The organism is Kineococcus arenarius subsp. arenarius, from assembly GCF_050871845.1.
Taxonomy (GTDB): Bacteria; Actinomycetota; Actinomycetes; order Actinomycetales; family Kineococcaceae; genus Kineococcus.
In genome coordinates this window covers 1-20,577 of sequence record NZ_JBJLSE010000003.1, presented here as the reverse complement: position 1 = coordinate 20,577, position 20,577 = coordinate 1, and the positions used below count along the sequence as shown (strand labels likewise).

The following is a 20,577-nucleotide window of genomic DNA, read 5'->3' as shown; positions in this document are numbered from 1 at the left end:
GGGCCGCCGGGTGAGGACGCGGCGCTGGGCGAGGACGGGGGCACGGTGAGGATCACCGAGGGTCAGGCGGCGGCGCGCGTGCGCGCGGCGCTGGGCAGGGAGCCGCAGGACGCGCTGGAGTCGGCGGTGGTGCTGGAGGCGTGGGGTGGGCTGGTGCCGCGGGTGGCGATGCCGCTGGCGCGCGGCACCGCCGGCACGCAGGTGCGCCGGGCGCGCGCGGCGGCCGGCGGGCCGGTCAAGCGACCCCGGGAGGTGACGCCCAGCGATCCCCGGGAACTGCTCGGCCTCGTGGCCGCGCTGCTGGCCACGACGGCGTGGGTGGCCCCGCTGGCGGCGGAGTTCGGCACGGCGGTCACCGAGGGGGCGTGGAAGCTGGCGCTGCCGTTCAGCTTCGCGCTGCAGTGGCTGGTGCGGCGCCGCTGGCTCACCGACGCCGACGGCCTGGGCCGGTTGCGCGCCGAGCGGGGCCTGCTCACCGCGGTGGGTGCACTCTCGGCGCTGGTGCCCGTGGGGGTGCTGCTGGCTCCGGAGCGGAGCCTGGCCGCCGCGCTCCTGGTGACCTGGGTGGGCAGCCTCGTCGTGGTGGTGCGCGGCTGGGGGGTGCAGTACGCGCTGGCCCTCGTGCTGGCGGTGGCGGCGGTGCACGCCGGCCTGCCGGTGCGCGCGGACGTCCTGGCGGTGGTGCTGCTGACGCAGGCAGCGGTGGGCGCGGCGCTGCTGACGACGCCGCGCTCGGTGCGCCCGCCCACCCCGTGGGGGCGCGCGCTGCCCGCCGCGGCCGTGGGCGGTGCGACCGCGCTGCTGGTGGTGCTGGACCCCTCGGTGGGGTGGACGAGCACCTCGACGTTCCCGGTGGTGGCGCTCGTGCCGTCGCTGCTGGGCAGCATCTGGGCCAACCGGCACCTGGACCGGGTGTGGACGGTGCTGCTGGACGTGCTGGCCTCCACCCGGCTGCGCGAGCACGCCCGCTCGCGCGCCGCGGGCGTGTTCGGGGGCATCGTGGCGGGCGCCTTCGCGCGGCTGCTGCTGCTGACGACCGCGTCCTCGCTGGTGCTGGGCGCCGTGCTGCACGCCGGTGGCGCCGCCCCCGCCGCCCTCACGGCGCTGCTGCTGGGTCTGGGCTGCTTCGGCGTGGTGGGTTTCCTGGCCGGCGTGCTGGAGGCGTACTCGCGGCTGGGTGCCGCGGCGGCGGTCGTGGCGGCGGCCCTGGCCGCCGAGGTGCTCGCCGGTGCGGGGGCGCTGGGCGACGCGCTGCCGCCGCTGGCCGCGGCGGCCGTGGCCGCGACCGCCACGGCGGTGCCCGCGGTGGTGCGCCTGGTGCGCCAGCCGGCGCGGACGCTGGCCACGATGCTGTGAGCACCCGCCCGCGGGCGCGCCGGACCGGCTGAGCCGGCGGGGTGTCAGCCGGCGGGGTGTCAGTACGTGCGGGCGTCGATCTCCGCCGCGGTCACGGTGCGGTCGAACTCCCGGCCCGGGACCACGACGCGGTCGGGCACCCGCTCGCCGGCGGCGACCCGGCGCAGCACCCCGGCGAGCTGCTCGCCGAACGCCGGGTCGCACTCGACGACGTGCTCCAGGTCGCCCGCGGCCAGCGCGCGCAGCGCCTCGCGGGTGCCGTCGACGGACACCACGCGCACGTCCACGCCCGGGCGGCGGCCGGCGGCCCGCACGGCCTCGACCGCGCCGAGGGCCATGTCGTCGTTGTGGGCGAACACCAGGTCCACGTCCGGCCACGCCTCCAGCGCGGCCGCGGTGACGTCGCGGCCGCCGGCGCGGGTGAAGCCGCCGGTGGCGGCACCGACCACCTGGTCGCCGGCGACGGCGTCGAAACCCTGCTGCCGGCCGGTCTGGGCGCCGGAACCCAGGGTCCCCTGCAGCTCGAACACCCGCGCGCCGGGTGCGTGCTCCCGGACCCACCGCCCCGCCCGCTCCCCCTCGGAGCGGAAGTCGGCCCCGACGCGGGTGGCGTAGGCGCCGGGCAGGTCGGTGGTGATGCCGCGGTCGACGAGGACGACGGGGATCCCGGCGTCCCGGGCCTCGAGCAGCACCTCGTCCCAGCCGTCCTGCACGACGGGTGAGAGCGCGATGACGTCGACGTCGGCGGCGATGAAGCGGCGCAGGTCCTCGACCTGCCCCTCCTGCCTCTGCTCCTCGTCGCTGAACGTCAGCTCGAACCCGGCGGCCGGTGCGAGCGCCGCCCGGACGGAGGCGGTGTTCGCGGCCCGCCAGCTGCCCGCCGCGACGAACTGGGAGAAACCCACCCGGACGACCCCGTCGTCGCGCCCACCGCACCCCGACGGCGCCACCGCGACGCCGGCGGCCAGGGCCGCGGCCACCAGGCCCCGCACCAGCCGCCGCGCCCCGCCTCGAACGCACCGTCGCTCCACCACGCACCTCCCGGTCAACGGCATCGGCACGGCGCACCCGCGTCGTGCTGCGCCGTCCGGGTGGTGCGCGGGCCCGGTGCGCTCCCGCGCGCACGGCGCGGCTCACGTCCGGGTCGGCGCCCGCCGATGCCCAGCGCGTGGAACCGACGACGGACCGGGCGCTGGGGCGCCGGCTGCGGGAGCGCCCCGTGTGGCAGCACCTCGCGGCCCTCGTCGTCGTCCCCCTGCTCGCCACGGGGGTCGTCACGACCAGCTCGGTGGTCGAGCGGGCCCGCGACCTGCGGGTGGCGGACGAAGCCGGCGCCCTCATGCGCGCCGCGACGGAGCTGGACGCGCTGCGCCGGGCCGTGGACAGCGAACTGCTGCCCACCCTGACCCGCAACGTCACCCGGCACCCGCACGAGGCCGCCGCGGCCGGGTTCGGCGACCAGCGCCCGCGGCTCTACCTGGACGCGGTGAACAACGTGCAGCTGGCCCGGCAGGTCACCGACCGGGCCGTCTCCCGCATCGCGCCGGGCTCGCCCGCCGCGACGCGCACCGCCCTGGCCGTGCAGCGGTTGCGCACCGTGCGCTCGGCCGCCGACCAGGGCACCTCCAGCACCGAGGCCCTGGCCCAGCTGTACCTGGGTCTGTCGGACTGGCTGGCGCACGCCGAGCAGGAGGTCATCACCCGCACCACCGCCACGGGCCTGAGCGACCTCAGCGCGCTGGCCGTCAACGACGTCACCCTGGTCGCCGGGCTGACCCAGCAGGCCAGCCGGGAGGTGCCGGTCACCTTCACCGCGCGCGTGCTGACCGGCGGCTCGCAGGTGCGGGCCCGGCAGCGCTCCGCCCACGTCATCGGCACCTACCGGGAGGTGGCCGGCGCCGCCTCGGAGCTGTCCACCGCGCCGATGCGGGTGCGCTGGGCGGCGGCGGTCGGCAGCGAGCCGGCCCAGCTGCTGGCCCGGGCCCTGGGCACCGAGACGGCCGAGCCCGGCCGCCTCAGCGGACCGCAGCTGCTGGACCTGGCCGCTGCCAGCGCCCAGCGCGACCGGGACCTGGCGCGCCTGCTGGAGACCGCGGTGGACACCGCGGTGGCGGCGATCGACGTCGAGCAGCGCACCGCCGCAGGTCGCCTGCACGTCACGGTGCTGGCGTCCCTGCTGGCGCTGGCCGGCGCCCTGGCGGCGGCCGTCGTGCAGGGGCGCTGGCTGGCCCGGGCGCTGCGGCGCCTGGCCGCCGCCGCCCGCCGCATCGGCCAGGGCGAGCTCGTCGAGGTGCCCGAGACCGGCCCGCGGGAGGTCCGCACCGCGGCCCGCGCCCTCGCCGGGGCGGTCGCCGGGCTGCGCCAGGTGCGCGAGCAGGCCGACTGCCTGGCCCGGGGCGACCTGGCCGGCGCGCTGCGCGAGCAGCCGGTGCGCGGGCCGCTGGGCGAGGTCGTCCAGGCGTCGGTGCAGCAGCTGGTCCGGGCGGTGCAGCAGCGCGAGCACCTGCAGACCGAACTGGCCCACCAGGCCGCGCACGACCCCCTCACCGGGCTGCCGAACCGCGCGGCGACGCTGCGGCTGCTGTCGCGGGCGCTGGAGCGCACCGCGCCCGGCGGTGCCACCGGTCTGCTGTTCGTGGACCTCGACGGGTTCAAGGCCGTCAACGACGGCGCCGGGCACGCCGCCGGCGACGAGGTGCTGCGCGAGGTCGCCCAGCGGCTGCGCGGCTGCGTGCGCGAGGGCGACGCGGTGGGGCGCCTGGGCGGTGACGAGTTCGTGGTCGTCGTGCACGACGTGCCCGACGTGGAGCACCTGGTGCAGCTGGGCTCGCGCATCGTCACCGCGGTGCACCGGCCCGTCGAGGTCGCCGCCGACCGGGCCACCGGCGCGGCCGGGCGAGCGGTGCGCGTGGGCGCCTCGGTGGGCGTGGCGCTGAGCCACGACGGCGCGGCGTCCGCCGAGTCGCTGCTGGCGGAGGCCGACTCCGCGGTGTACCGGGCCAAGTCGCGCGGTCGCGGGCGCGTGGAGGTGTTCGACGACGCGCTGCGCGCCGAGCTGGCCGCCCGCTCCGACCTGCAGTCCGCGCTGCGCGAGGGCCTGCGGCGCGGGGAGCTCACCCTGCACTACCAGCCCGTCGTGGACCTGGGCGACGGTTCGCTGACCGGGTACGAGGCGCTGGCGCGCTGGGACCGTCCCGGCGCGGGGCCGGTGCGCCCGGACGTCTTCGTGGCCGCGGCGGAGACGTCCTCGCTGGTGTGCGACCTGGGCCGGTGGGTGCTGCACGAGGCCACCGCGCAGCTGGCGCGCTGGCGCGCGCAGCGGCCCTGCGCCTGGCCGGCCCCGGGCGAGGGGCCCGAGCCGACCGTGGCGGTGAACGTGTCCGGGCGGCACCTGGCCGACCCGCGGCTGCTGGAGGACGTCGCCGACGCCCTGGCCGCCTCGGGCCTGCCCGCTCACCTGCTGGTGCTGGAGATCACCGAGACGGTCCTCGTCGACGACCCGGTGGCCACGGCGCGGCTGCAGCAGCTGCGGGCCACCGGGGTGGCCGTGGCCATCGACGACTTCGGCACCGGCTACACCTCCATCGGCCAGCTGCCCTCCACGCCCGCGGACACCCTGAAGGTCGACCGCAGCTTCGTCGCCTCCGCCGACCCCGGCCGCCGCGGGCTGGTGGAGCTGGTGGTGCGCGCCGCGCACACCTTCGGGCTGCGGGTCGTGGCCGAGGGCGTGGAGGAGCCGGAGCAGCTGCAGTGGCTGCGCGAGCACGGGTGCGACACGGCCCAGGGGTACCTGTTCTCCCGGCCGCTGCCGGCGGACGAGGTCGCCGGCTGGGCGTTGCCGACGCTCGGGACCGCCGTGGTGTGACGGGGCCCCTGCAGCCGCCTCAGCCGACGGCGCGCAAGGCGGCGACCGCCGCGCCGAGGTCGTCGACGGCGAGCGCGTCGGCCATGCCGACCAGCTCGAGGACGCGCCGGGGGCGCGTGCCCCGCGGGGCGACCACCCGGAAGGGCGCCCCGCCGACGGCGCAGGCGCGGGCGAGCCGGTCCACCAGGTGGACGCCGCCGCTGTCGAGGAACGTCGCCCCCGACAGGTCGAGCGCCACCGCGCGGGCTCCGGCGACGAGCGACGCCGCGCGCGGCAGCAGCGCGGGGACGACGGCCGCGTCCAGCTCACCGGTCGCGGCGAGCACGCGCAGACCGTCGGCCTCGTCGGGCAGAGCGCGCAACGTCACGCCGCACCTCCCCGCAGCCCGTGCCGCAGCACCAGGCGCGTCCCCGTGTCCGACGGTTCCACGCGCACCTCGTCCACCACCGCGCGCATGATCCCCAGCCCCCGCCCCCGCTCGTCCGACGCCGTCCTCGCTCGCCACCGACCCGGGTCCGCGACGGTGATGAGGACGACCGGGTCCCGCACCGGGCCGGCGGCACGGGCGAGCTCGGCCCGGACGGTGACGTGCTGCTCCGGCCTGCCGCCGCACCCGTGCTCGACGGCGTTGGCCACCGCCTCCGAGGCGGCCAGCACGAGGTCCTCGGCGGTCTCCTCCTCCGCGCCGCGCTCGGCCAGCCAGGCGCCCAGCTCCCGCCGGAGGGGGGACAACCCCGTCAGGTCGGCGGCCACGCGGCGCTCGAGCACCGGTCCCGACCAGGACAGCAGCAGGACGCAGACGTCGTCGCGGGCGTTCCCGTCGTCGAGGAGCGCGCCGGTCAGCGACTCCACGACCTCCTGCGCACCGAGGCCGTGCAGCGGCGCGACCGTGGACAGCAGCACGTCCAACCTCTCGTCCAGACCCTGCTCGCGCCGCTCGACCAGCCCGTCGGTGTAGAGCAGCAGGCGGTCGCCGGGACCCAGCTGCACGGTGTCCTCGCCGCGCCCGCGGGTGCCCAGGACGACGCCCAGCGGCGTCGACCGGCCGCCCCACAAGTACCGGGGAGCACCCTGCGCCGGCAGGAGCAGGGGCGGCAGGTGACCGGCGCACGCGTACCGGACGCACCCGTCGCCGAGGTCGAGCTGGGCGTGGACCAGGGTGGCGGTGCGAGCGGCCTCGACCTGGTCGACGAACCGGTCGAGGCGGGAGAGCACCTGCGCGGGCCCGGTGCCGGGGTCGGCGACGGCCCGCACCGCGCTGCGCAGCTGCCCCATGGCGACGGCCGCGCCCAGCCCGCGCCCGACCACGTCGCCGACGACCACGGAGACGACGTCCTGGCCCGTGGTGAACACGTCGAACCAGTCGCCGCCGACCTCCAGCGCCTCCACGCCCGGCCGGTAGACGGTCGCGAAGGTGAACCGCTCGTCGTGCGGGTGCTCCCCCGCCAGGAGCGATCGCTGCAGCTGCTCGGCGATGCCGGCGCGCTCCTCGTAGCGGTGGGCGCGGTCCAGGGCCAGGCCGGCCTGCTGCCCGACCGCGGTGTGGACGTCGACGCTCGGGGGTTCGGCGCCCGCACCGCGGTCCAGCGTCAGCGCGAGGACCCCGTGCAGCGCCGTCTGCCCGCGCAGGGGCACCAGCAGGTCATCCCCGACGAGGACGGGCTCGCCGTGCACCACCTCGCCGAACGGCGGGGGCCGCAGCTCGACGACGGCCCCGGTGGACCGCCGGGGCGACAGGCCGCCGTCGCCACCCGTGAGCCAGACCGTGCCGGCCGACGCGCCCAGGGGCGCCACCGCGGTCCGCAGCAGCGCCTCGGCGACGCCGTCGACGCCCACGGCGCGCGACAGCGCCGCGGTCACCGCCTGCAGGGCCCGCAGGCGCGCCTCGGACCGCTCGGCCTCCCGCCGCGCGGCGACGAGCTCCCGCTCGTAGCGGGAGCGGTCGCCGGCGCTGGACAGCGCCACGTGCACGACCTCCGCCGGGCCGTCGCCGGCCGTGGTCAGCACGGCGCTCATCAGGACGGGCAGGCGGCCGCGCGGGGTCCGCACCTCCACGGCGACCTCGTCGAGGCGCCGCTCGACGAGCAGCAGCGGTGCCAGGTGGGTCTCCCAGAAGATGCGGCCCCCGACGGTCAGCAACCCGCTCAGGGTCCGGCTGCCGACGACGTCCTCGCGCTGCAGGCCGGCCCAGTCGAGCAGGGTCCGGTTGGCGTCCAGCACCGTCCCGTCGGGGCGCAGCGTCAGCAGGGCGCTCGGTGACCGCTCCCAGGCCTCCCGCGCCGAGCGCCCCGGGTGCTCCGTCACGCGGCGAGGTAGTCGGCCACGGCAGCGACGACCTGCTCGGGCGCGCTGAGGTTCGGGCAGTGGCCGGTGGTGTCGAGGACCACCATCTCGCTGCCCGCCAGGTGCTCGTGGACGTAGCGGCCCACCTCGGGCGGCGCGATGACGTCCTCACGGCTCTGCAGGACCAGCGCGGGGGTGCGGACCCTCGGCAGGTCGGCGCGGTTGTCGGACAGGAAGGTGGTGCGCGCGAAGCGGCGCGCGATGGCCGGGTCGGTGCGGCAGAAGCTGTCGGTGAGCTCCCGGCCCAGCTCGGGGCGTTCGGGGACTCCCATGATCATGGGCGCGACGTGGGCGGACCAGCCGAGGTAGTTGTCGTCCATGGTGGCGAGCAGCTCGTCGATCTCCTCCCGGCTGAAGCCACCGCGGTAGCCGGTGTCGTCGACGTAGCGGGGGCTGGGTCCCACCAGGACCAGGTGCGCGAACCGCTCGGGCCGCTCGGCGGCCGCCAGGACCCCGATCATCGCGCTGACGGAGTGGCCCACGAACACGGCGGGCGGCAGGTCCAGGGCCTCCAGCACTTCCAGGACGTCGGCGGCGTACCCGTCGAGACGGCTGTGGCGCACGGGGTCGTAGGCGGCAAGGTCGGACCCGCCCGCCCCGACGTGGTCGAACAGGACGACGCGGTGGTCGGCCTCGAACGCCGGGGCGACGTGCCGCCACATCAGCTGGTCGCAGCCGAACCCGTGGGCGAAGACGACCGGGGGGCCGCCGGGGCGGCCCGTCACCGTGACGTTGTTACGGCGGAGGACGTCCATGCGGTCAGGCTATGCCCCGCTCCGCCCCGCGTCGCTCCACGCCGTGCAGCGGCGGGTCTCCCGGCGGCCCCGGACGGCAGGCGCCCCGGCCTCAGCCGGCGGCGGGCGCGCTGCGGACCGGTGCCGGCAGGTGCTGACGCGCTCGCCGTCAGCGCACGGCGTCGAGGGCGTCGACGAGGCCCTCGCCGAAGAACCCGTTGTCGGCGGCCGTGCCGGTGCACTGCGCGCTGCCGGTGGGGCAGGGCACGTCGTCCGCCTGCTGCTCCAGGCGGCCGGTGAGCGCCTCGCCGGACAGCTCGGGGTGCGCCGACTTGATCAGCGCGAGCACGCCGGCGGCGTGCGGGGAGGCCATCGAGGTCCCGCTCTTGAGCCCGTACCCGCCGCCGGTGACGGTGGACAGGCTCGACGAACCGGGGGCGGCGACGTCGACGACGCCCTCGCCGTAGTTGGAGAACGACGACTTCGCCCCCGTGCTGGTGGTCGAGGAGACCGTGACGACGCCGCCGAGCTCGGCGGGGACGTCGTCGCAGCCCTGGTCGATCGACCGCTGCACCGGCGTGGTGTCGTTCGGGCTGGAGGTGTCGACGGTCTTGTTCGCCAGGTCGACGTTCGAGTTCCCCGCGGCGGCCACGTTGGCGACCCCCCGGTCCTGCGAGTACTGCACCGCGCGATTCACGGCCGTCTTGACGGCGCGCTGGTCCACGACGTCGTCGCACCAGAACTGCCACGGGTCGACGTAGTAGCTGTTGTTGGTGATGTCGGCGCCGCTGAGGGCGGCCTGCATGAACCCGCAGATGGCGGCCTCGGCGAAGATGAACCCGTCGTCGTTGACGACCTTGACGGACGACATCCGCACCCCGGGGGCGACCCCCACGATGCCGACGCCGTTGCGGGCGGCGGCGATGGTGCCGGCGACGTGGGTGCCGTGGTCGCTCGTGCTCGGCTGCCACGCGGCGTAGGAGGTGTCCGGCACCCCGCTGAGGCAACCGGCGGAGGCGGCGGCGTCGACGTTCGCCGCGAGGTCGGGGTGGTCACCCTGGATGCCGGAGTCGAGGACGGCGACGAGGACGTCGCGGCTGCCGTCGGTGATCTCGTGGGCGTCGTCGGCCCCGATGGCCGCCATGTCCCACTGCTCGCCCTCGCGCGGGTCGGGCACGACGGTGGTGGCGGCCTCGACGCCGGCGGCGCGCCGTGCGCCCTGCGCCGCGGCGGGCTTCTTCCCGGGCTCGCCGGACTCGCCCGGCGCCAGCGGGTCACCGACGCCCGTGGTCGCGTCGGTGGTGGCGACGGCGGCGGTGCGGGTGGCGCCCACGGAGTCCACGGCGCCGCTGCGGCGCAGCAGCTCGGCGAACGCCGGGTCGCTGGACCGGGCGATGACGACGCCGATCTGCGCCCACGAGGTGACGACGCTGCCACCGGCGGCGCGCACGGCGCGCTCGGCCTTGAGCGTCTGGCCGCGGTTGGCCTTCGTGGCGTTGACGGCGTAGTTCATCGGCTGGCCCTGGGCCACGACGGCCGAGGCGGTGACCGCGTCCTGCGTGGAGGGGGCGGCCACCGCGCCCTGGGGCGCCAGGACGGTCAGGCCCAGGGCGGCGCTCAGGGCGACGGCCGTGGCCGGGGTGCGACCGCGCACGGGCTTGCGCGGGGTGCGGACGGGCATGGTGCTCCTCGGGCGGGTGGTGGTGCGGGGCCGAGCCGCGGGGCCGGCCCCCGCGGTGCTCGCGAACTTCCTCCGGCTCAGCCGACCTGGACGGTCGCCATGCCCTCGGAGTTGCTCTGCACGACGCGGATCGTGGTGCCGGTTCCGGCGACCTTCACGCTGCCCTGCGGGTTCGCGGGGTCCCAGTAGGCGTCGGGGTCGCTGTCGTCGAACACGGCGACGCCGGGCCGGGACGCGACGTCGAGCAGGGTCGTCCCCGCCGCGGTCTCGCGGTGCAGCTGAACCAGGTCGGTGGCCTGCTTGCCGAAGGTCGCGTCGAAGCTCTGGACGCGGTTGCGCACCAGGGTGCCGTCCGACCAGATCAGGGCGTCCGGGTGCGAGTCCACCGGGAGCACGAGCCCCTCCCCGGGGTGCCGGCTGGTGTTGTTGTCCCGCTGGGCGGTGTTCCAGTAGGAGACCAGCAACCCGTCCTGGTAGGGGAAGTGCTCGACGCGGTCGGGTGCGCTGAAGCTCCAGCCGAAGTTGTAGGGGCCCTTCTGCAGGGTGCTGTCGTAACCGAGGTACTGGCGGTTCTCGGCGATGTAGAACCGGCTGTTGCCCGCGGCGTCGTCCGGCAGTTCCACGACGAGCGCCTGCGCGCGCTTGGTGGCGTGCTCCGCGGGGCCGAGGTTGTGCGTGGACCGCGTCCCGGCCCGGGCGACCTCGTGGTCCAGCCAGCCCAGCTGGAGCTTCTCCCACGCCCCCATGTGGTTCGGGGTGGTGCCGATGGCGTCACCCCCGTGGCCGAGCCAGGAACCGGAACTCATGAGCGTCCAGAACCCGGTGCCGTTCTCCCCGCCACTGGTGTCGTAGAGGTCCGGCAGACCCAGGTCGTGACCGTACTCGTGCGCGAAGACACCCACGCCGCCGTTCTCCGGCTCGGTGGTGTAGTCGCGGATCCAGAACCCGGTGTCGCCGATCTGCACCCCGCCGAAGCGGTTGAACTCCGGACCGGTCGTGCCGCGGCCGGCCTGACCCACGGCCCAGCGGTGCGCCCAGATCGCCCAGCTCGGCGCACCGGCTGACTCGTCCTCACCGGCGTGCACGGCCTGGAAGTGGTCGATGTACCCGTCCGGCTCGTCGAAGTCGCCGTCGCCGTCGTAGTCGTAGCGGTCCCACTCGTCGAAGCTCGCGAGGTAATCGCGGACCTGCGCGTCGGTGCGGCCCTTCGCCCTCTCCGCGGCGTACCACGCGTCCGCGCTGTCCTGGATGAAGCGCGTCATGTCGACCTGGCTCTCGGTCTCGCCGTAGCTGGCCTCGTTGTGCGGCACGCGCACCCAGTCGCTGACGTCACCGGTGACGGTGTACCGGCCGCTGGACATCTCCTCGTAGGCGCCCTTGAACGACTCCCCGGATTCGCCGAAGAACATGTCCTGGTAGTGGGCGCGGTCGAAGTCCGCGGCCCACAGGGTGCTGTTGTCAGCGCTGCGGTCCGGCTCCGGGACGTCGTTGTGCAAGGGTCCGGCAGGCGCCTGCGGGAACCGGGGGTCGACCTGGTCGCCGAACTCGACGAGGAAGGTCAGCAGGCGGTCGCTGTCCTGCAGGCCGTACTGGGCCCACTGGCCGGGGGCGACGCGCACGGCCTTCGAGTCGCCGCGGGTCTCGACCTCGCGCTCGCCCTTGAGGACGAGCTCGACGCCGCGGCGGTTCAGCTCCCGCTGCTCCGCAGCCGCGGCGTCGGTGCGGTCGCCGGTCTTCGCGGCGGGTGCGGGACCGGATGCGGGGGGCGCGGCGTGCACCGCACCGGGCAGGGACAGGGAGAGCAGGACGGCGACGGTGAGACCACTGGCCGCCCGCAGGGCATGACGACGCACGGGTTTCCTCTCGGGCGCGAGGGATCAGTGGATCCGCACAGCGAGTTCCTGGCCGGCTCACGGACTCCGCGCACATGGGAACACACGGAACGTCACCCGTCTAGTACGTCCCGGCAACCTGCTGTTCGCGTCGGGATCACCAGCGCGGCGCCCCGGCAGGGATCCGGCGCGAGGAGCCCGACGTGCGGGGTTCCGGGACAGCGCGTAGGCATGGGGGGTGCGCGTCGTCGAGGTGGGTGAACCCGGTGGTCCCGAGGTCCTGCGGGTGGTGGAACGGGCAGAACCCGGGGCGGGGGCCGGTGAGGTGGTCGTCGCGGTGGAGGCCGCGGGCGTGAACCCCACCGACCTGGCGGCCCGGCAGGGCATGACCGTCGGGGACTCCGCCTCTCCCCCGTACGTGCTGGGCTGGGACTTCGCCGGGACGGTGCGCGCGGTGGGCGAGGGCGCGGACGGGCTCGCGCCGGGTGACGCGGTCGTCGGGATGGTGCCCTGGTACGCGGTGCACGGCCGCGTCGGCGCCTACGCGGAGCGGATCGCCGTGCCGCGGGAGTGGGTGCTGCGGCGCCCGGAGGGCCTCGGTGCGGTCGAGGCCGCCACGGTCCCGCTCAACGCGCTGACCGCCGCGCAGATGCTCGACCGGCTCCCCCTGGACGCGGGTCAGGGGGTGCTGGTGACCGGGGCGAGCGGCGCCGTGGGCGGGTACGCCGTGCAGCTGGCCGTGCGGGCGGGGCACCGCGTCACGGCCGTGGCCGGCACCGGCGACGAGGAGTGGGTGCGCGACATCGGCGCGCACGTCGTGCTGCCGCGGGACACCGGCTACTCGCGGATCGGGGAGTTCTCCGCCGTCGTGGACGCCGTCCCCGTGGGCGAGGCGCTGTTCCCGGCGGTGGCCCGCGGCGGGAAGGTCGTCAGCACCCGGCCCGTGCCCGACGCGCCCGCCGGGGCGGGGATCACCCAGGAGGTCGTGCTCGTCGAGCTGGACCCGCCCCTGCTGGAGCGGCTCGTCGGCGAGGTCGCCGCCGGGCGGCTGCGCACCCGGGTGGACCGGACGTTCCCGCTGGAGCGCGCCGCCGACGCCCACCGCGCGGCCGAGGAGCGGGGGCGCCGGGGCAAGGTCGTCCTCACGCCCTGACGCGACCGCCGGGCCACGCGGTCGGCCCGGCGCCCTCAGCGGTGCGTCGGCACGGCCCCGTCGCCGGTGAGGTCCACGACGGCCGGTTCGGCGCCGGCCGCTCGCGCACCGCCCGGGCCCGGCACAGGTGCGTCCAGGGGGGTTCCGTCCGGGTCGCTGCCGTCCGGGCCGCTGCCGTTCCGGGGGGTCAGGACGCCCTCGGGCAGGGCCGCGGGATCGGCCCTGCCCCACTGGGCTTCGACGTCCTCCAGCAGGCCCTCCAGGTAGGCGCGCAGCTGCGCGCGGCAGGCGCGCCCGAACGCCTGCAGGTAGACGACCTGCTCCTGCACCTGTTCCGGCGTCAAGCCGTCCGCGGGGTCGGTGGTCCCGCCCGGGGGGACCTCGTCGCCCGCACCGGCCGGTGCGCCGGCGTCGGCGCCGGTCGACCCGGCGGCGCGCCGCACGATCCCGTCGGCCTCGTCGCGGGCCTGCTGCAGCAGGTTCTCGTACTGCTCGCGCGCCTGGGTGGCCAGCATCCTGCTGAAGCTCTCGGCGTCGGCGACGTACTGGTCGGCCGTCTGCTGGGCCGCGGCGAGGATCCCCACCGCCTGGTCCGTGGGGTCGACCGGGGCGGCGGCCTCGCCGGCCGCCGGCACGCTGCGGCGCAGGCTCTGGACCTCCTCGCGCAGGGCGGCCCTCTCGGCGGCCAGCCTGCCCACCTCGCTGCGCACCCGGGCCAGGAACGCGTCCACCTCGCCGCGGTCGTAGCCGCGCTGCAGCAGCGGGGCGAGACCGAAGTCGACGCCGCGCGCGACGTCGTCCGCGACGTCCTCCGGCGTGCTGCGCGGGGTTCCCTCGTCGCTCACCGCGACACCTTCCCTCCGACGTCGGGCCCCGAACGGCTCGGGGTGAACACCTGCGCGCGCACGCGCTCGCGCGGCAGGCCCTGGGCGGTCAGCAGCTCCACCGTGCGCTCGACGTCGTGGCGGTCCCCCGCCACGTGGGCGTCGCGCGCGTTCCACGGGCCGTGCTGCAGCACCACGTCCGGCAGGTCGCCACCCGGGTGGGTGGAGCGGGACCCGCCGGGAACGACGGGTGTCACGGTCAACCAGGGGTGCTCGGACTCCAGCCGGCGCAGGTCCGGCAGGTCGTACAGCCCCGCGTCGTCGTGGGCGCCGACGAACAGGTGGACCCGGCGGCCGGGCGCCCCGGCGGCGACCTCGGCGATCAGCGCCTTCGCGGGCGCGAGCCCCGCACCGGCGGCCACCACGAGCAGGTCGCGGTCCGAGCCCGGCACCAGGGCCGGCTCACCCACCGCCGGCCCCAGCCGCAGCAGGTCGCCCACGCCGACGTGCAGGGCCAGCGCGGAGCTCACCGGCCCCCCGGCGTGGGCCTGCACGTGCAGCTCGAGCGCGCCGTCGGGGCCGTGGACGCCCGCTGGGCAGTAGTACCGCCACAGGCGCGGGCGCAGTTCCGTCTCCACCGAGACCGCCTGACCGGCGCGCACGGGCAGGGGCGCGTGCGGTTGCACGCGCAGCACGCTCACGTCGACGGACCGGCGCTCGTGCTCGACCACCTTGGCGTCCCACCACGCGGGCTGGTCGGCCGCGGCGTCGGCGGCCTGCACCATCACCTGCGCGACGAGGCCGTAGGCGGCGGTCCAGTCGCGCTCGAGGTCCTCGTCCCACTCGTCGTCGAAGTGCCGCAGCGTCGCCAGCAGGCTGGCGCCGACGGCCGGGTAGTGGGCGGCGAGCGTGCCGAACTTGCGGTGGTCGCGCCCGAGGCCCTGCAGGACGGGCACCAGGGAGTCGAGGTCGTCGACGAGCGCCACCACCTGCCCCAGGGCGCTGAACAGCTTGTCGCGCTGGTGGGCCATCGAGACGGGGAACATCTGCCGCGTCTCGGGGTGCCGCAGGAACAGGTGCGAGTAGAAGTACAGCGGGGCCTCGTCACCGGCGGCGGCCGCCTTGGCGAAGCTGGCCCGCATGGCCGCGACGTCCACGGGGCCTCGCCCGGCCCGCTCAGCCCGCGGACGGCGCGGGCCGGGCGCCGTCCGCCGTGGCGCCGGCACCGTCCTCGGCGCCGGCCACCGGCGGGGTGCCGGGACCCCCCTCGGCGAGCGCCAGCAGCCGGCCGGCGAGCTCACGGGCCTGCTCGCGCGCGTCGGCGCGGGTGCGTTCGATCTCGGCGATCGCCCGCTCGGCCTCCTCGTGCCGGCGGCGGCTCTCCAGGTGCAGCGCGAGAGCGGCCTCGCGGGCCTTCTCCTCCCTGGCGAGGGCCCGTTCCTCCGCCTCGGTCACGATCGCCGCGGCTCGCTGCCGGGCGTCGGCGACCGCCGCGTCGGCGGTGCGCTGCGCGAGTTCCAGCAGGCGGGCGGCCTGCTGCGGGACGTCCGCCGCGCCGGGGTCACCGGTGCGCTGGGTGCCGTCGACGGTCGTGGCCATGGTCCCTCCGGTGGACGCTGGGCGCCGCGGGCCGGGGGACCGCGTGCGACGCGCCAGTTGTACCAACGCGGGAGCCCGCTGTCACGAGTCGATCGCCGTGGGCCCCGGGGCCGGGGAGCGGGGGTCTCAGCCGCGGGGAGGGACGGCCGGGCCTCCCGCGCCGGGACTCAGCGGCCGCCGAGGATGTCGCGGATCTGCTGCTTCTGCGCGTCGCCCAGGCCCAGGGTGTCGGCCACCGAGTCGAACCACAGCGGCTCGCCCTCCTCGCCGAACAGCCCGCCGCCGGGCTCCTCCCCCTCCGCGGCGACCCCCGCGGCCACGGCCGGCCAGTACCCGCGCGCCACCGTCCACGGCGAGGTGGGGCTGACGACCCCGAACGCCGCCAGGTCGGCCAGGCGCTCGCGGACCTCCTCCACCGCCGCGGCCACCGCCGGCCCGAGGTCGGCGACCTCCTCGACGAGGTCGGCGAGCTCGGCCTCGTCGAGCGGCTGGCCGGCCACCGCGGCCGCCAGCACCGTGGGCAGCAGGGCCTCGGCCACGGAGAAGCCGCCGTCGAGGGTGGCGGGGTCGTCGAGGACGAAGCGCCCCACGAGCTCGCGGCGCAGCTCCCGCGCCTCCGGCTCGGCGTCCAGCCACGTGGCCGCCTCCTCGCCCGGGGCGAGCGCCGTCTCGTCCTCGCCGTCCAGCAGGTCCAGGTCGAGCATGGCCAGCAGGACCTGCCGCAGCCACGGCACGTCCTCCAGGCCCGGCGCGTCCCCCTCACCGGCGGGGTGGTCCAGGGCGCTCAGGACGGCCGCGACGTCGGCGGCGGACAGCTCCTCGTCGTCGGGCACGGCGATGCCCCCACCCACGTGCGCGAGCACCGCGCTCGCGACCCGCACGGGGAAGGAGGCCAGGACGGCGGCGTCCTCCTCCTCGGGGCCGACGTCCTGCGCGGCCTGCGCCAGGACCTCCAGCAGGTCGGTCTCGGCGGCCCCGAGCAGCGCCAGGCACGTCTCCAGGTGACCGGGCGTGCCGTTCCAGCGGCCCGTGGCGGCCAGGAAGGAGAGGAACTGGTACCAGACCGCGCGGAAGTCCTCCTCGACCTCCTCGGGCTCGTCCGCCCCGACCTGCTCCGCCAGCGCCGGCAGCACGCGCCCGGTCAGGACCTCGACCTCCTCGGGGGTGAAGCGGGTCGCGACGGGCGCGCCCGCCGGCGGGCGCAGCACCAGCAGGCCCCCCAGGGAGACGGCGAGGGCGTCGACGACCCCGTCGGCGCCGATCTCCTCGTCGAGGCCGGCGTGCTGGTGCAGCCACTGCTCCAGCGGCCGGCGGAGGTCTCGCAGGGCGCGCTCGCCCGCCTCGCGCAGTTCCTCGAGGGGCGGCATGTCGTCTCGGGTGGGCACCCGTGCACCTTGTCACCCGCACCGGGCCGGCAGCCACCCGCGGTCGCCGGTGCGACCCGGACCGGCGAGCCGGCAGGACACCGGTGGGTACGCTGCCCGCACGGGGCCCGGCGCCGCGCGCACCCGAGCCGAGAACCTGCACGCCGTCGAAGGGCTGAGTCCGTGAAGATCCTCTCCATCCAGTCGGCGGTCGCCCACGGCCACGTCGGCAACTCGGCCGCGGTGTTCCCGCTGCAGCGCATGGGGGTGGAGGTCGTCCCCGTCCACACGGTCAACTTCTCCAACCACACCGGGTACGGCTCCTGGCGGGGCCCCGTCATGGCCGCCGAGGACGTCCGGGAGGTGCTCGCCGGCGTCGAGGAGCGCGGGGTGTTCGCGCAGGTCGACGTCGTCCTGTCCGGTTACCAGGGGGGCGCCGGCATCGCGGACGTCATCATCGACGCCGTGCGCCGGGTCAAGGCCGCCAACCCCTCGGCCGTCTACGCGTGCGACCCGGTGATGGGCAACGCCAGGTCCGGCTGCTTCGTGGCGCCGGAGATCCCGGTGCTGCTCCGGGACCGGGTCGTGCCCGCCGCCGACGTCATCACGCCGAACCAGTTCGAGCTGGGCTACCTGACCGGGACCGAGCCGACGACGCTGGAGTCCACCCTCGCCTCCGCCGACCTCGCCCGGGCGATGGGCCCCTCGACGGTGCTCGTCACGAGCGTGGAGCGGCCCGACCGCGAGGAGGGCACGATCGAGATGCTCGTCGTCGACGACGCCGGCGCCTGGATCGTGCGCACCCCCTGGCTGCCGTTCAAGGCCAACGGTTCCGGTGACGTCACCGCGGCGCTCTTCGCGGCGCACTACCGGAGCACCGGGGACGCCTCGGTCTCGCTGGAGCGCACCGCGTCCAGCGTGTTCGACCTCATCGAGGCGACGCACCGCTCGGGCGAGCGGGAGCTCCGGATCGTCCAGGCGCAGGACGTCTTCGCGAACCCGCGCGCGCAGTTCACCGCCGAACGGGTCCGCTGAACCGCAGCGGCCGCACCACCGCGGCCCGACCGCCCGGGGTCAGCGCCGGGGGGTGTCCTCGCCGTCGCTGCGGGAGGGGGAGAGTTCGTGCGCGGCGACGCCGCCGGAGGACACCAGGGTGCGCTCGCGTGTGGTGGCCCACTCGGCGATGAGCAAGGTGGCGTCGTCCTGCAGGACGCCACCTTGGCGGTCCAGGACGTCGTGGGCGATGCGGCGCAGGGTCTCCGGCGCGGGCAACCCCGCTGCCGCGGCCCTGCGCAGGTGGTCCGCGAGCCGGTCCAGGCCGAAGAACCCCCCGTCGCGGTCGCGGGCCTCGGTGATGCCGTCGGTGTAGAAGACGATGCGGTCGTCCGGCTGCAGCCACTCCTCGGCGATGCTGACCTGCCCGTCACCGAGGCCGAAGAGGATGCGGTGCCCCTGGCCGAGCTCCTTGACGACCTTCCCGTCGCGCATGAGCAGCGGCGCGGGGTGCCCGGCGTTGAGGTAGCGCAGCCGCCCGGTGGACAGCTCCAGCTCCGCCAGGACCCCGGTGGCGAAGCGCTCACCGCGCCCGTGCTCGGCGATCAGCTCGTCCACGGCGCCGGCGCTGTCGTACAGGCCGTGACCGCTGCGGCGGCTGTTGCGATAGGCCGACAGCGCCACCGCTGCCAGGATCGTGCCGGCCAGGTCGTGACCGGTGGCGTCCAGGACGGCCAGGTGGGCGGTGTCGTCGACGACGTCGTAGTCGAAGGCGTCGGCGGCGACGTCGTAGGCCGGCTGCAGCAGACCGGAGACGACCAGGCCCTCGCACGCGAAGGTCAGCGGCGGCAGGAGCTGGTGCAGCAGCTCGGAGGCCACCGTGCGCGGGCGTCGGCGCATGAGCTGGTCCAGGGCGTCGCCGTAGGGCCGCTTCGCGGTGATCAGGTGCCCGGTCAGGTGCGCCAGCAGCCGGCAGCGCTCCTGGACCACCGGGTCGTGGAGGTCCACGCCCTCGGGGAGGGCGACCTCCAGGACGCCGAGGCGGTCGGCGCCGTCGAGCACGGGCAACCACACCCCCGGCGTGCCGGCGGCCGACACCGTCGGCTCCACGGAACGGAAGCACCGCCCTGCCAGGGTCGTGTCCACCGCCTGCGGGCGCCGGGCCGGGACCCCGCTCAGGGGAGCCGGCACGAGCAGGCGCTGCTCGTGGTCGACGAGGTGCAGCACCGCCGTCCACCCCAGCGTGCGTGCCGCCTCGGCCACCGCCTGCGGCACCTGCCCGGCCGTGGCCAGGTGCACTCGGTCCAGCAGCGTGCGCACCAGGGCCAGCGTCTGCTCGGACTCACCAGCGGTCATGGCGCGGCAGGTTAGCCCGGTCGTCGACGCCGGGCCCGGCGACGCCGGCGGACCGGCCCGTGCGCGCGATCCGGCCGTCGTGGTCGTGCTGCTGGTCGCCGTCGTCGAGCGCGCTGCCCGGGCCTGAGCGGCCTCACGTGCCGTGCCCGTCCCGCCGGGGGGTGGGCGGCGGGTGCGCCAGCAGGCGGGTGACGGGGGCGAGCGCGGTGCCGAGGCCGACGCGGGCGGTGGCGAGGTCGCGCACCGCGGCGAGCGCGCGGTGGCGGCGGAACACCAGGGTCGCCAGCTGCCGGGAGGTGCGCTGGGCGGCGTGCACGCGGGGGCGCTGCTGCCGCTCGTAGGCGGCGAGCACCGCGGGGACCTGCGGCGCCCCGGCTCCGCGCAGGTGGGCCGCCAGGACGTGCGCGGACTCCATGGCCATGCCGGCGCCCACGCCGGCGGTGGGCAGGAAACCGGCGGCGGCGTCGCCGAGGAGGACGACGCGGCCGGTGGCCCACCTGCTGCTGCGGCAGTCGGTCAGCGGCCAGCGGTAGGGGTCCTGCGCGGCGGCGACGGCGTCCAGGGCCCGGCCGAGCGCTCCCCCGGTGTCGGTGAGGCGCTCGCGCACCGCGGCGACGAAGCGCGAGCTCCTCGCGGCGGTCCGACGGCGCGGGCCGCCGACGAAGACGCCGGTGCCGCCGAGCACGGGGTAGCTGCCGGCGAAGAAGCCCGCTCCCCACGTCTCCTCGACCAGGTCGTCCTCGGCGGCGTCGGTCCCGGCCCAGGCCACCCAGCCGTCCCAGCCGGTGTCCACGACGCGGGTCCCGCGCTTCCCCAGCAGGAGCGGGCGCAGCGCGGAGCGCAGCCCGTCAGCGGCGACGACGAGGTCGAACTCCCCCTCGACCCGTTCCCCGCCCCCTCCCGCCGCCCCGGGCCCGCGGGTGGTGAGCGTGGCGCGCACGGCTGACCCGGTGTGCGCCAGCGCGGTGACGGTGGTGCCGTGGGAGACGGTGCCGCCCGGTTCGGCCAGGGTGCGCAGCAGTTCGCCGCGGGCGATGCCCCGGTAGTCGCCGTAGGGGTCGACGAGCCGGTCCAGCCGCTCCTCGCGCAGGACGCGCCCGGTGCGCGAGCGGGCCCGGTACCTGCGCAGGGCCGTGCTGCGCGCCCGGTACGCCTCGCGCACGCCCAGGGCGTCGAGGACGGGGTCGGCCACCGGCAGCAGTGCGAGCACGTAGCCGGCCGCGGCGCCGGGTGCGCCGCGCTCGACGAGGACGGGGTGCAGGCCGTCGCGGCGCAGCAGTTGCGCGACGCTGAGCCCGGCGACCCCGGCGCCGACCACGAGCACCCGCAGGGCGTCCCCGCCGGCGGCGGCCAGCTGGGTCCGCACGTCCGTCTCGCGCACTGCTCCCCCTAGGGGGGGGGGGGGGGGGGGGGGGGGGGGGGGGGGGGGGGGGGGGGGGGGGGGGGCGGGGGGGGGGGGCGGGGCTGCCCGCGGGGG

At 76.8% G+C, this 20,577-nt stretch carries 17 protein-coding genes; 5 read left to right on the top strand and 12 right to left on the bottom strand.

Annotated features, from left to right (window positions below):
• Nucleotides 1-45: 45 nt before the first annotated feature.
• Nucleotides 46-1,356, top strand: a complete 1,311-nt coding sequence (locus tag ACRYM0_RS01755) for a hypothetical protein (protein ID WP_432501532.1) — start codon at nucleotides 46-48, stop codon at nucleotides 1,354-1,356.
• A 59-nt stretch (nucleotides 1,357-1,415) separates the two neighbouring features.
• On the opposite strand, the gene ACRYM0_RS01750 is transcribed toward ACRYM0_RS01755, so the two are convergent.
• Entirely contained in the window at nucleotides 1,416-2,390 is a 975-nt protein-coding gene (locus ACRYM0_RS01750; RefSeq protein WP_432501530.1) for an ABC transporter substrate-binding protein, read from the bottom strand.
• A gap of 134 nt (nucleotides 2,391-2,524) precedes the next feature.
• Here ACRYM0_RS01750 and ACRYM0_RS01745 point away from each other — a divergent pair, with 134 nt between their 5' ends.
• Nucleotides 2,525-5,221: a putative bifunctional diguanylate cyclase/phosphodiesterase gene (locus ACRYM0_RS01745; protein WP_432501528.1), complete on the top strand. Its 2,697-nt coding sequence runs from the start codon at nucleotides 2,525-2,527 to the stop codon at nucleotides 5,219-5,221.
• 19 nt (nucleotides 5,222-5,240) lie between these two features.
• Here ACRYM0_RS01745 and ACRYM0_RS01740 read toward each other — a convergent pair whose 3' ends face one another.
• The 5 genes from ACRYM0_RS01740 to ACRYM0_RS01720 form a co-directional block, all read right to left on the bottom strand.
• Entirely contained in the window at nucleotides 5,241-5,588 is a 348-nt protein-coding gene (locus ACRYM0_RS01740) for an STAS domain-containing protein (RefSeq protein WP_432501525.1), read from the bottom strand.
• The gene (locus tag ACRYM0_RS01735) at nucleotides 5,585-7,525 is read right to left on the bottom strand and encodes an ATP-binding SpoIIE family protein phosphatase (protein WP_432501524.1); all 1,941 of its coding nucleotides are present in this window, start codon (nucleotides 7,523-7,525) and stop codon (nucleotides 5,585-5,587) included. Before ACRYM0_RS01735 ends, ACRYM0_RS01740 begins: the two co-directional genes overlap by 4 nt.
• A complete protein-coding gene (locus ACRYM0_RS01730; protein WP_432501522.1) occupies nucleotides 7,522-8,319 on the bottom strand; it encodes an alpha/beta fold hydrolase in 798 nt (265 codons plus the stop codon). Before ACRYM0_RS01730 ends, ACRYM0_RS01735 begins: the two co-directional genes overlap by 4 nt.
• A 148-nt stretch (nucleotides 8,320-8,467) precedes the next feature.
• Nucleotides 8,468-9,979, bottom strand: coding sequence for a S8 family serine peptidase (locus tag ACRYM0_RS01725; RefSeq protein WP_432501519.1), 1,512 nt, complete (start codon nucleotides 9,977-9,979; stop codon nucleotides 8,468-8,470).
• Between the two features lie 77 nt (nucleotides 9,980-10,056).
• Entirely contained in the window at nucleotides 10,057-11,832 is a 1,776-nt protein-coding gene (locus ACRYM0_RS01720) for an immune inhibitor A domain-containing protein (RefSeq protein WP_432501518.1), read from the bottom strand.
• 217 nt (nucleotides 11,833-12,049) lie between these two features.
• Between ACRYM0_RS01720 and ACRYM0_RS01715 the strand changes: the two genes are divergently transcribed.
• Nucleotides 12,050-12,964 (top strand): NADP-dependent oxidoreductase, encoded by a 915-nt coding sequence (locus ACRYM0_RS01715; RefSeq protein ID WP_432501516.1) that lies wholly within the window; start codon nucleotides 12,050-12,052, stop codon nucleotides 12,962-12,964.
• 35 nt (nucleotides 12,965-12,999) lie between these two features.
• On the opposite strand, the gene ACRYM0_RS01710 is transcribed toward ACRYM0_RS01715, so the two are convergent.
• From ACRYM0_RS01710 to ACRYM0_RS01695, 4 genes are all read right to left on the bottom strand, one after another.
• Entirely contained in the window at nucleotides 13,000-13,809 is an 810-nt protein-coding gene (locus ACRYM0_RS01710; RefSeq protein WP_432501513.1) for a DivIVA domain-containing protein, read from the bottom strand.
• The gene (locus tag ACRYM0_RS01705) at nucleotides 13,806-14,945 is read right to left on the bottom strand and encodes a globin domain-containing protein (RefSeq protein WP_432501512.1); all 1,140 of its coding nucleotides are present in this window, start codon (nucleotides 14,943-14,945) and stop codon (nucleotides 13,806-13,808) included. The genes ACRYM0_RS01710 and ACRYM0_RS01705 overlap by 4 nt, the downstream gene beginning before the upstream one ends.
• Before the next feature lie 19 nt (nucleotides 14,946-14,964).
• A complete protein-coding gene (locus ACRYM0_RS01700; RefSeq protein WP_432501509.1) occupies nucleotides 14,965-15,387 on the bottom strand; it encodes a hypothetical protein in 423 nt (140 codons plus the stop codon).
• Between the two features lie 167 nt (nucleotides 15,388-15,554).
• On the bottom strand, nucleotides 15,555-16,772 hold the full coding sequence (locus ACRYM0_RS01695) for a hypothetical protein (RefSeq protein WP_432501506.1): 1,218 nt from the start codon (nucleotides 16,770-16,772) through the stop codon (nucleotides 15,555-15,557).
• A gap of 162 nt (nucleotides 16,773-16,934) precedes the next feature.
• Here ACRYM0_RS01695 and pdxY point away from each other — a divergent pair, with 162 nt between their 5' ends.
• The gene (gene pdxY, locus ACRYM0_RS01690) at nucleotides 16,935-17,786 is read left to right on the top strand and encodes a pyridoxal kinase PdxY (RefSeq protein WP_432501504.1); all 852 of its coding nucleotides are present in this window, start codon (nucleotides 16,935-16,937) and stop codon (nucleotides 17,784-17,786) included.
• 39 nt (nucleotides 17,787-17,825) lie between these two features.
• On the opposite strand, the gene ACRYM0_RS01685 is transcribed toward pdxY, so the two are convergent.
• Nucleotides 17,826-19,100: a PP2C family protein-serine/threonine phosphatase gene (locus tag ACRYM0_RS01685; RefSeq protein ID WP_432501502.1), complete on the bottom strand. Its 1,275-nt coding sequence runs from the start codon at nucleotides 19,098-19,100 to the stop codon at nucleotides 17,826-17,828.
• Between ACRYM0_RS01685 and ACRYM0_RS01680 the strand changes: the two genes are divergently transcribed.
• Entirely contained in the window at nucleotides 19,099-19,227 is a 129-nt protein-coding gene (locus ACRYM0_RS01680; RefSeq protein WP_432501499.1) for a hypothetical protein, read from the top strand. The genes ACRYM0_RS01685 and ACRYM0_RS01680 overlap by 2 nt on opposite strands.
• A gap of 6 nt (nucleotides 19,228-19,233) precedes the next feature.
• Here ACRYM0_RS01680 and ACRYM0_RS01675 read toward each other — a convergent pair whose 3' ends face one another.
• The gene (locus ACRYM0_RS01675; protein WP_432501496.1) at nucleotides 19,234-20,481 is read right to left on the bottom strand and encodes an FAD-dependent oxidoreductase; all 1,248 of its coding nucleotides are present in this window, start codon (nucleotides 20,479-20,481) and stop codon (nucleotides 19,234-19,236) included.
• Nucleotides 20,482-20,577: the final 96 nt, after the last annotated feature.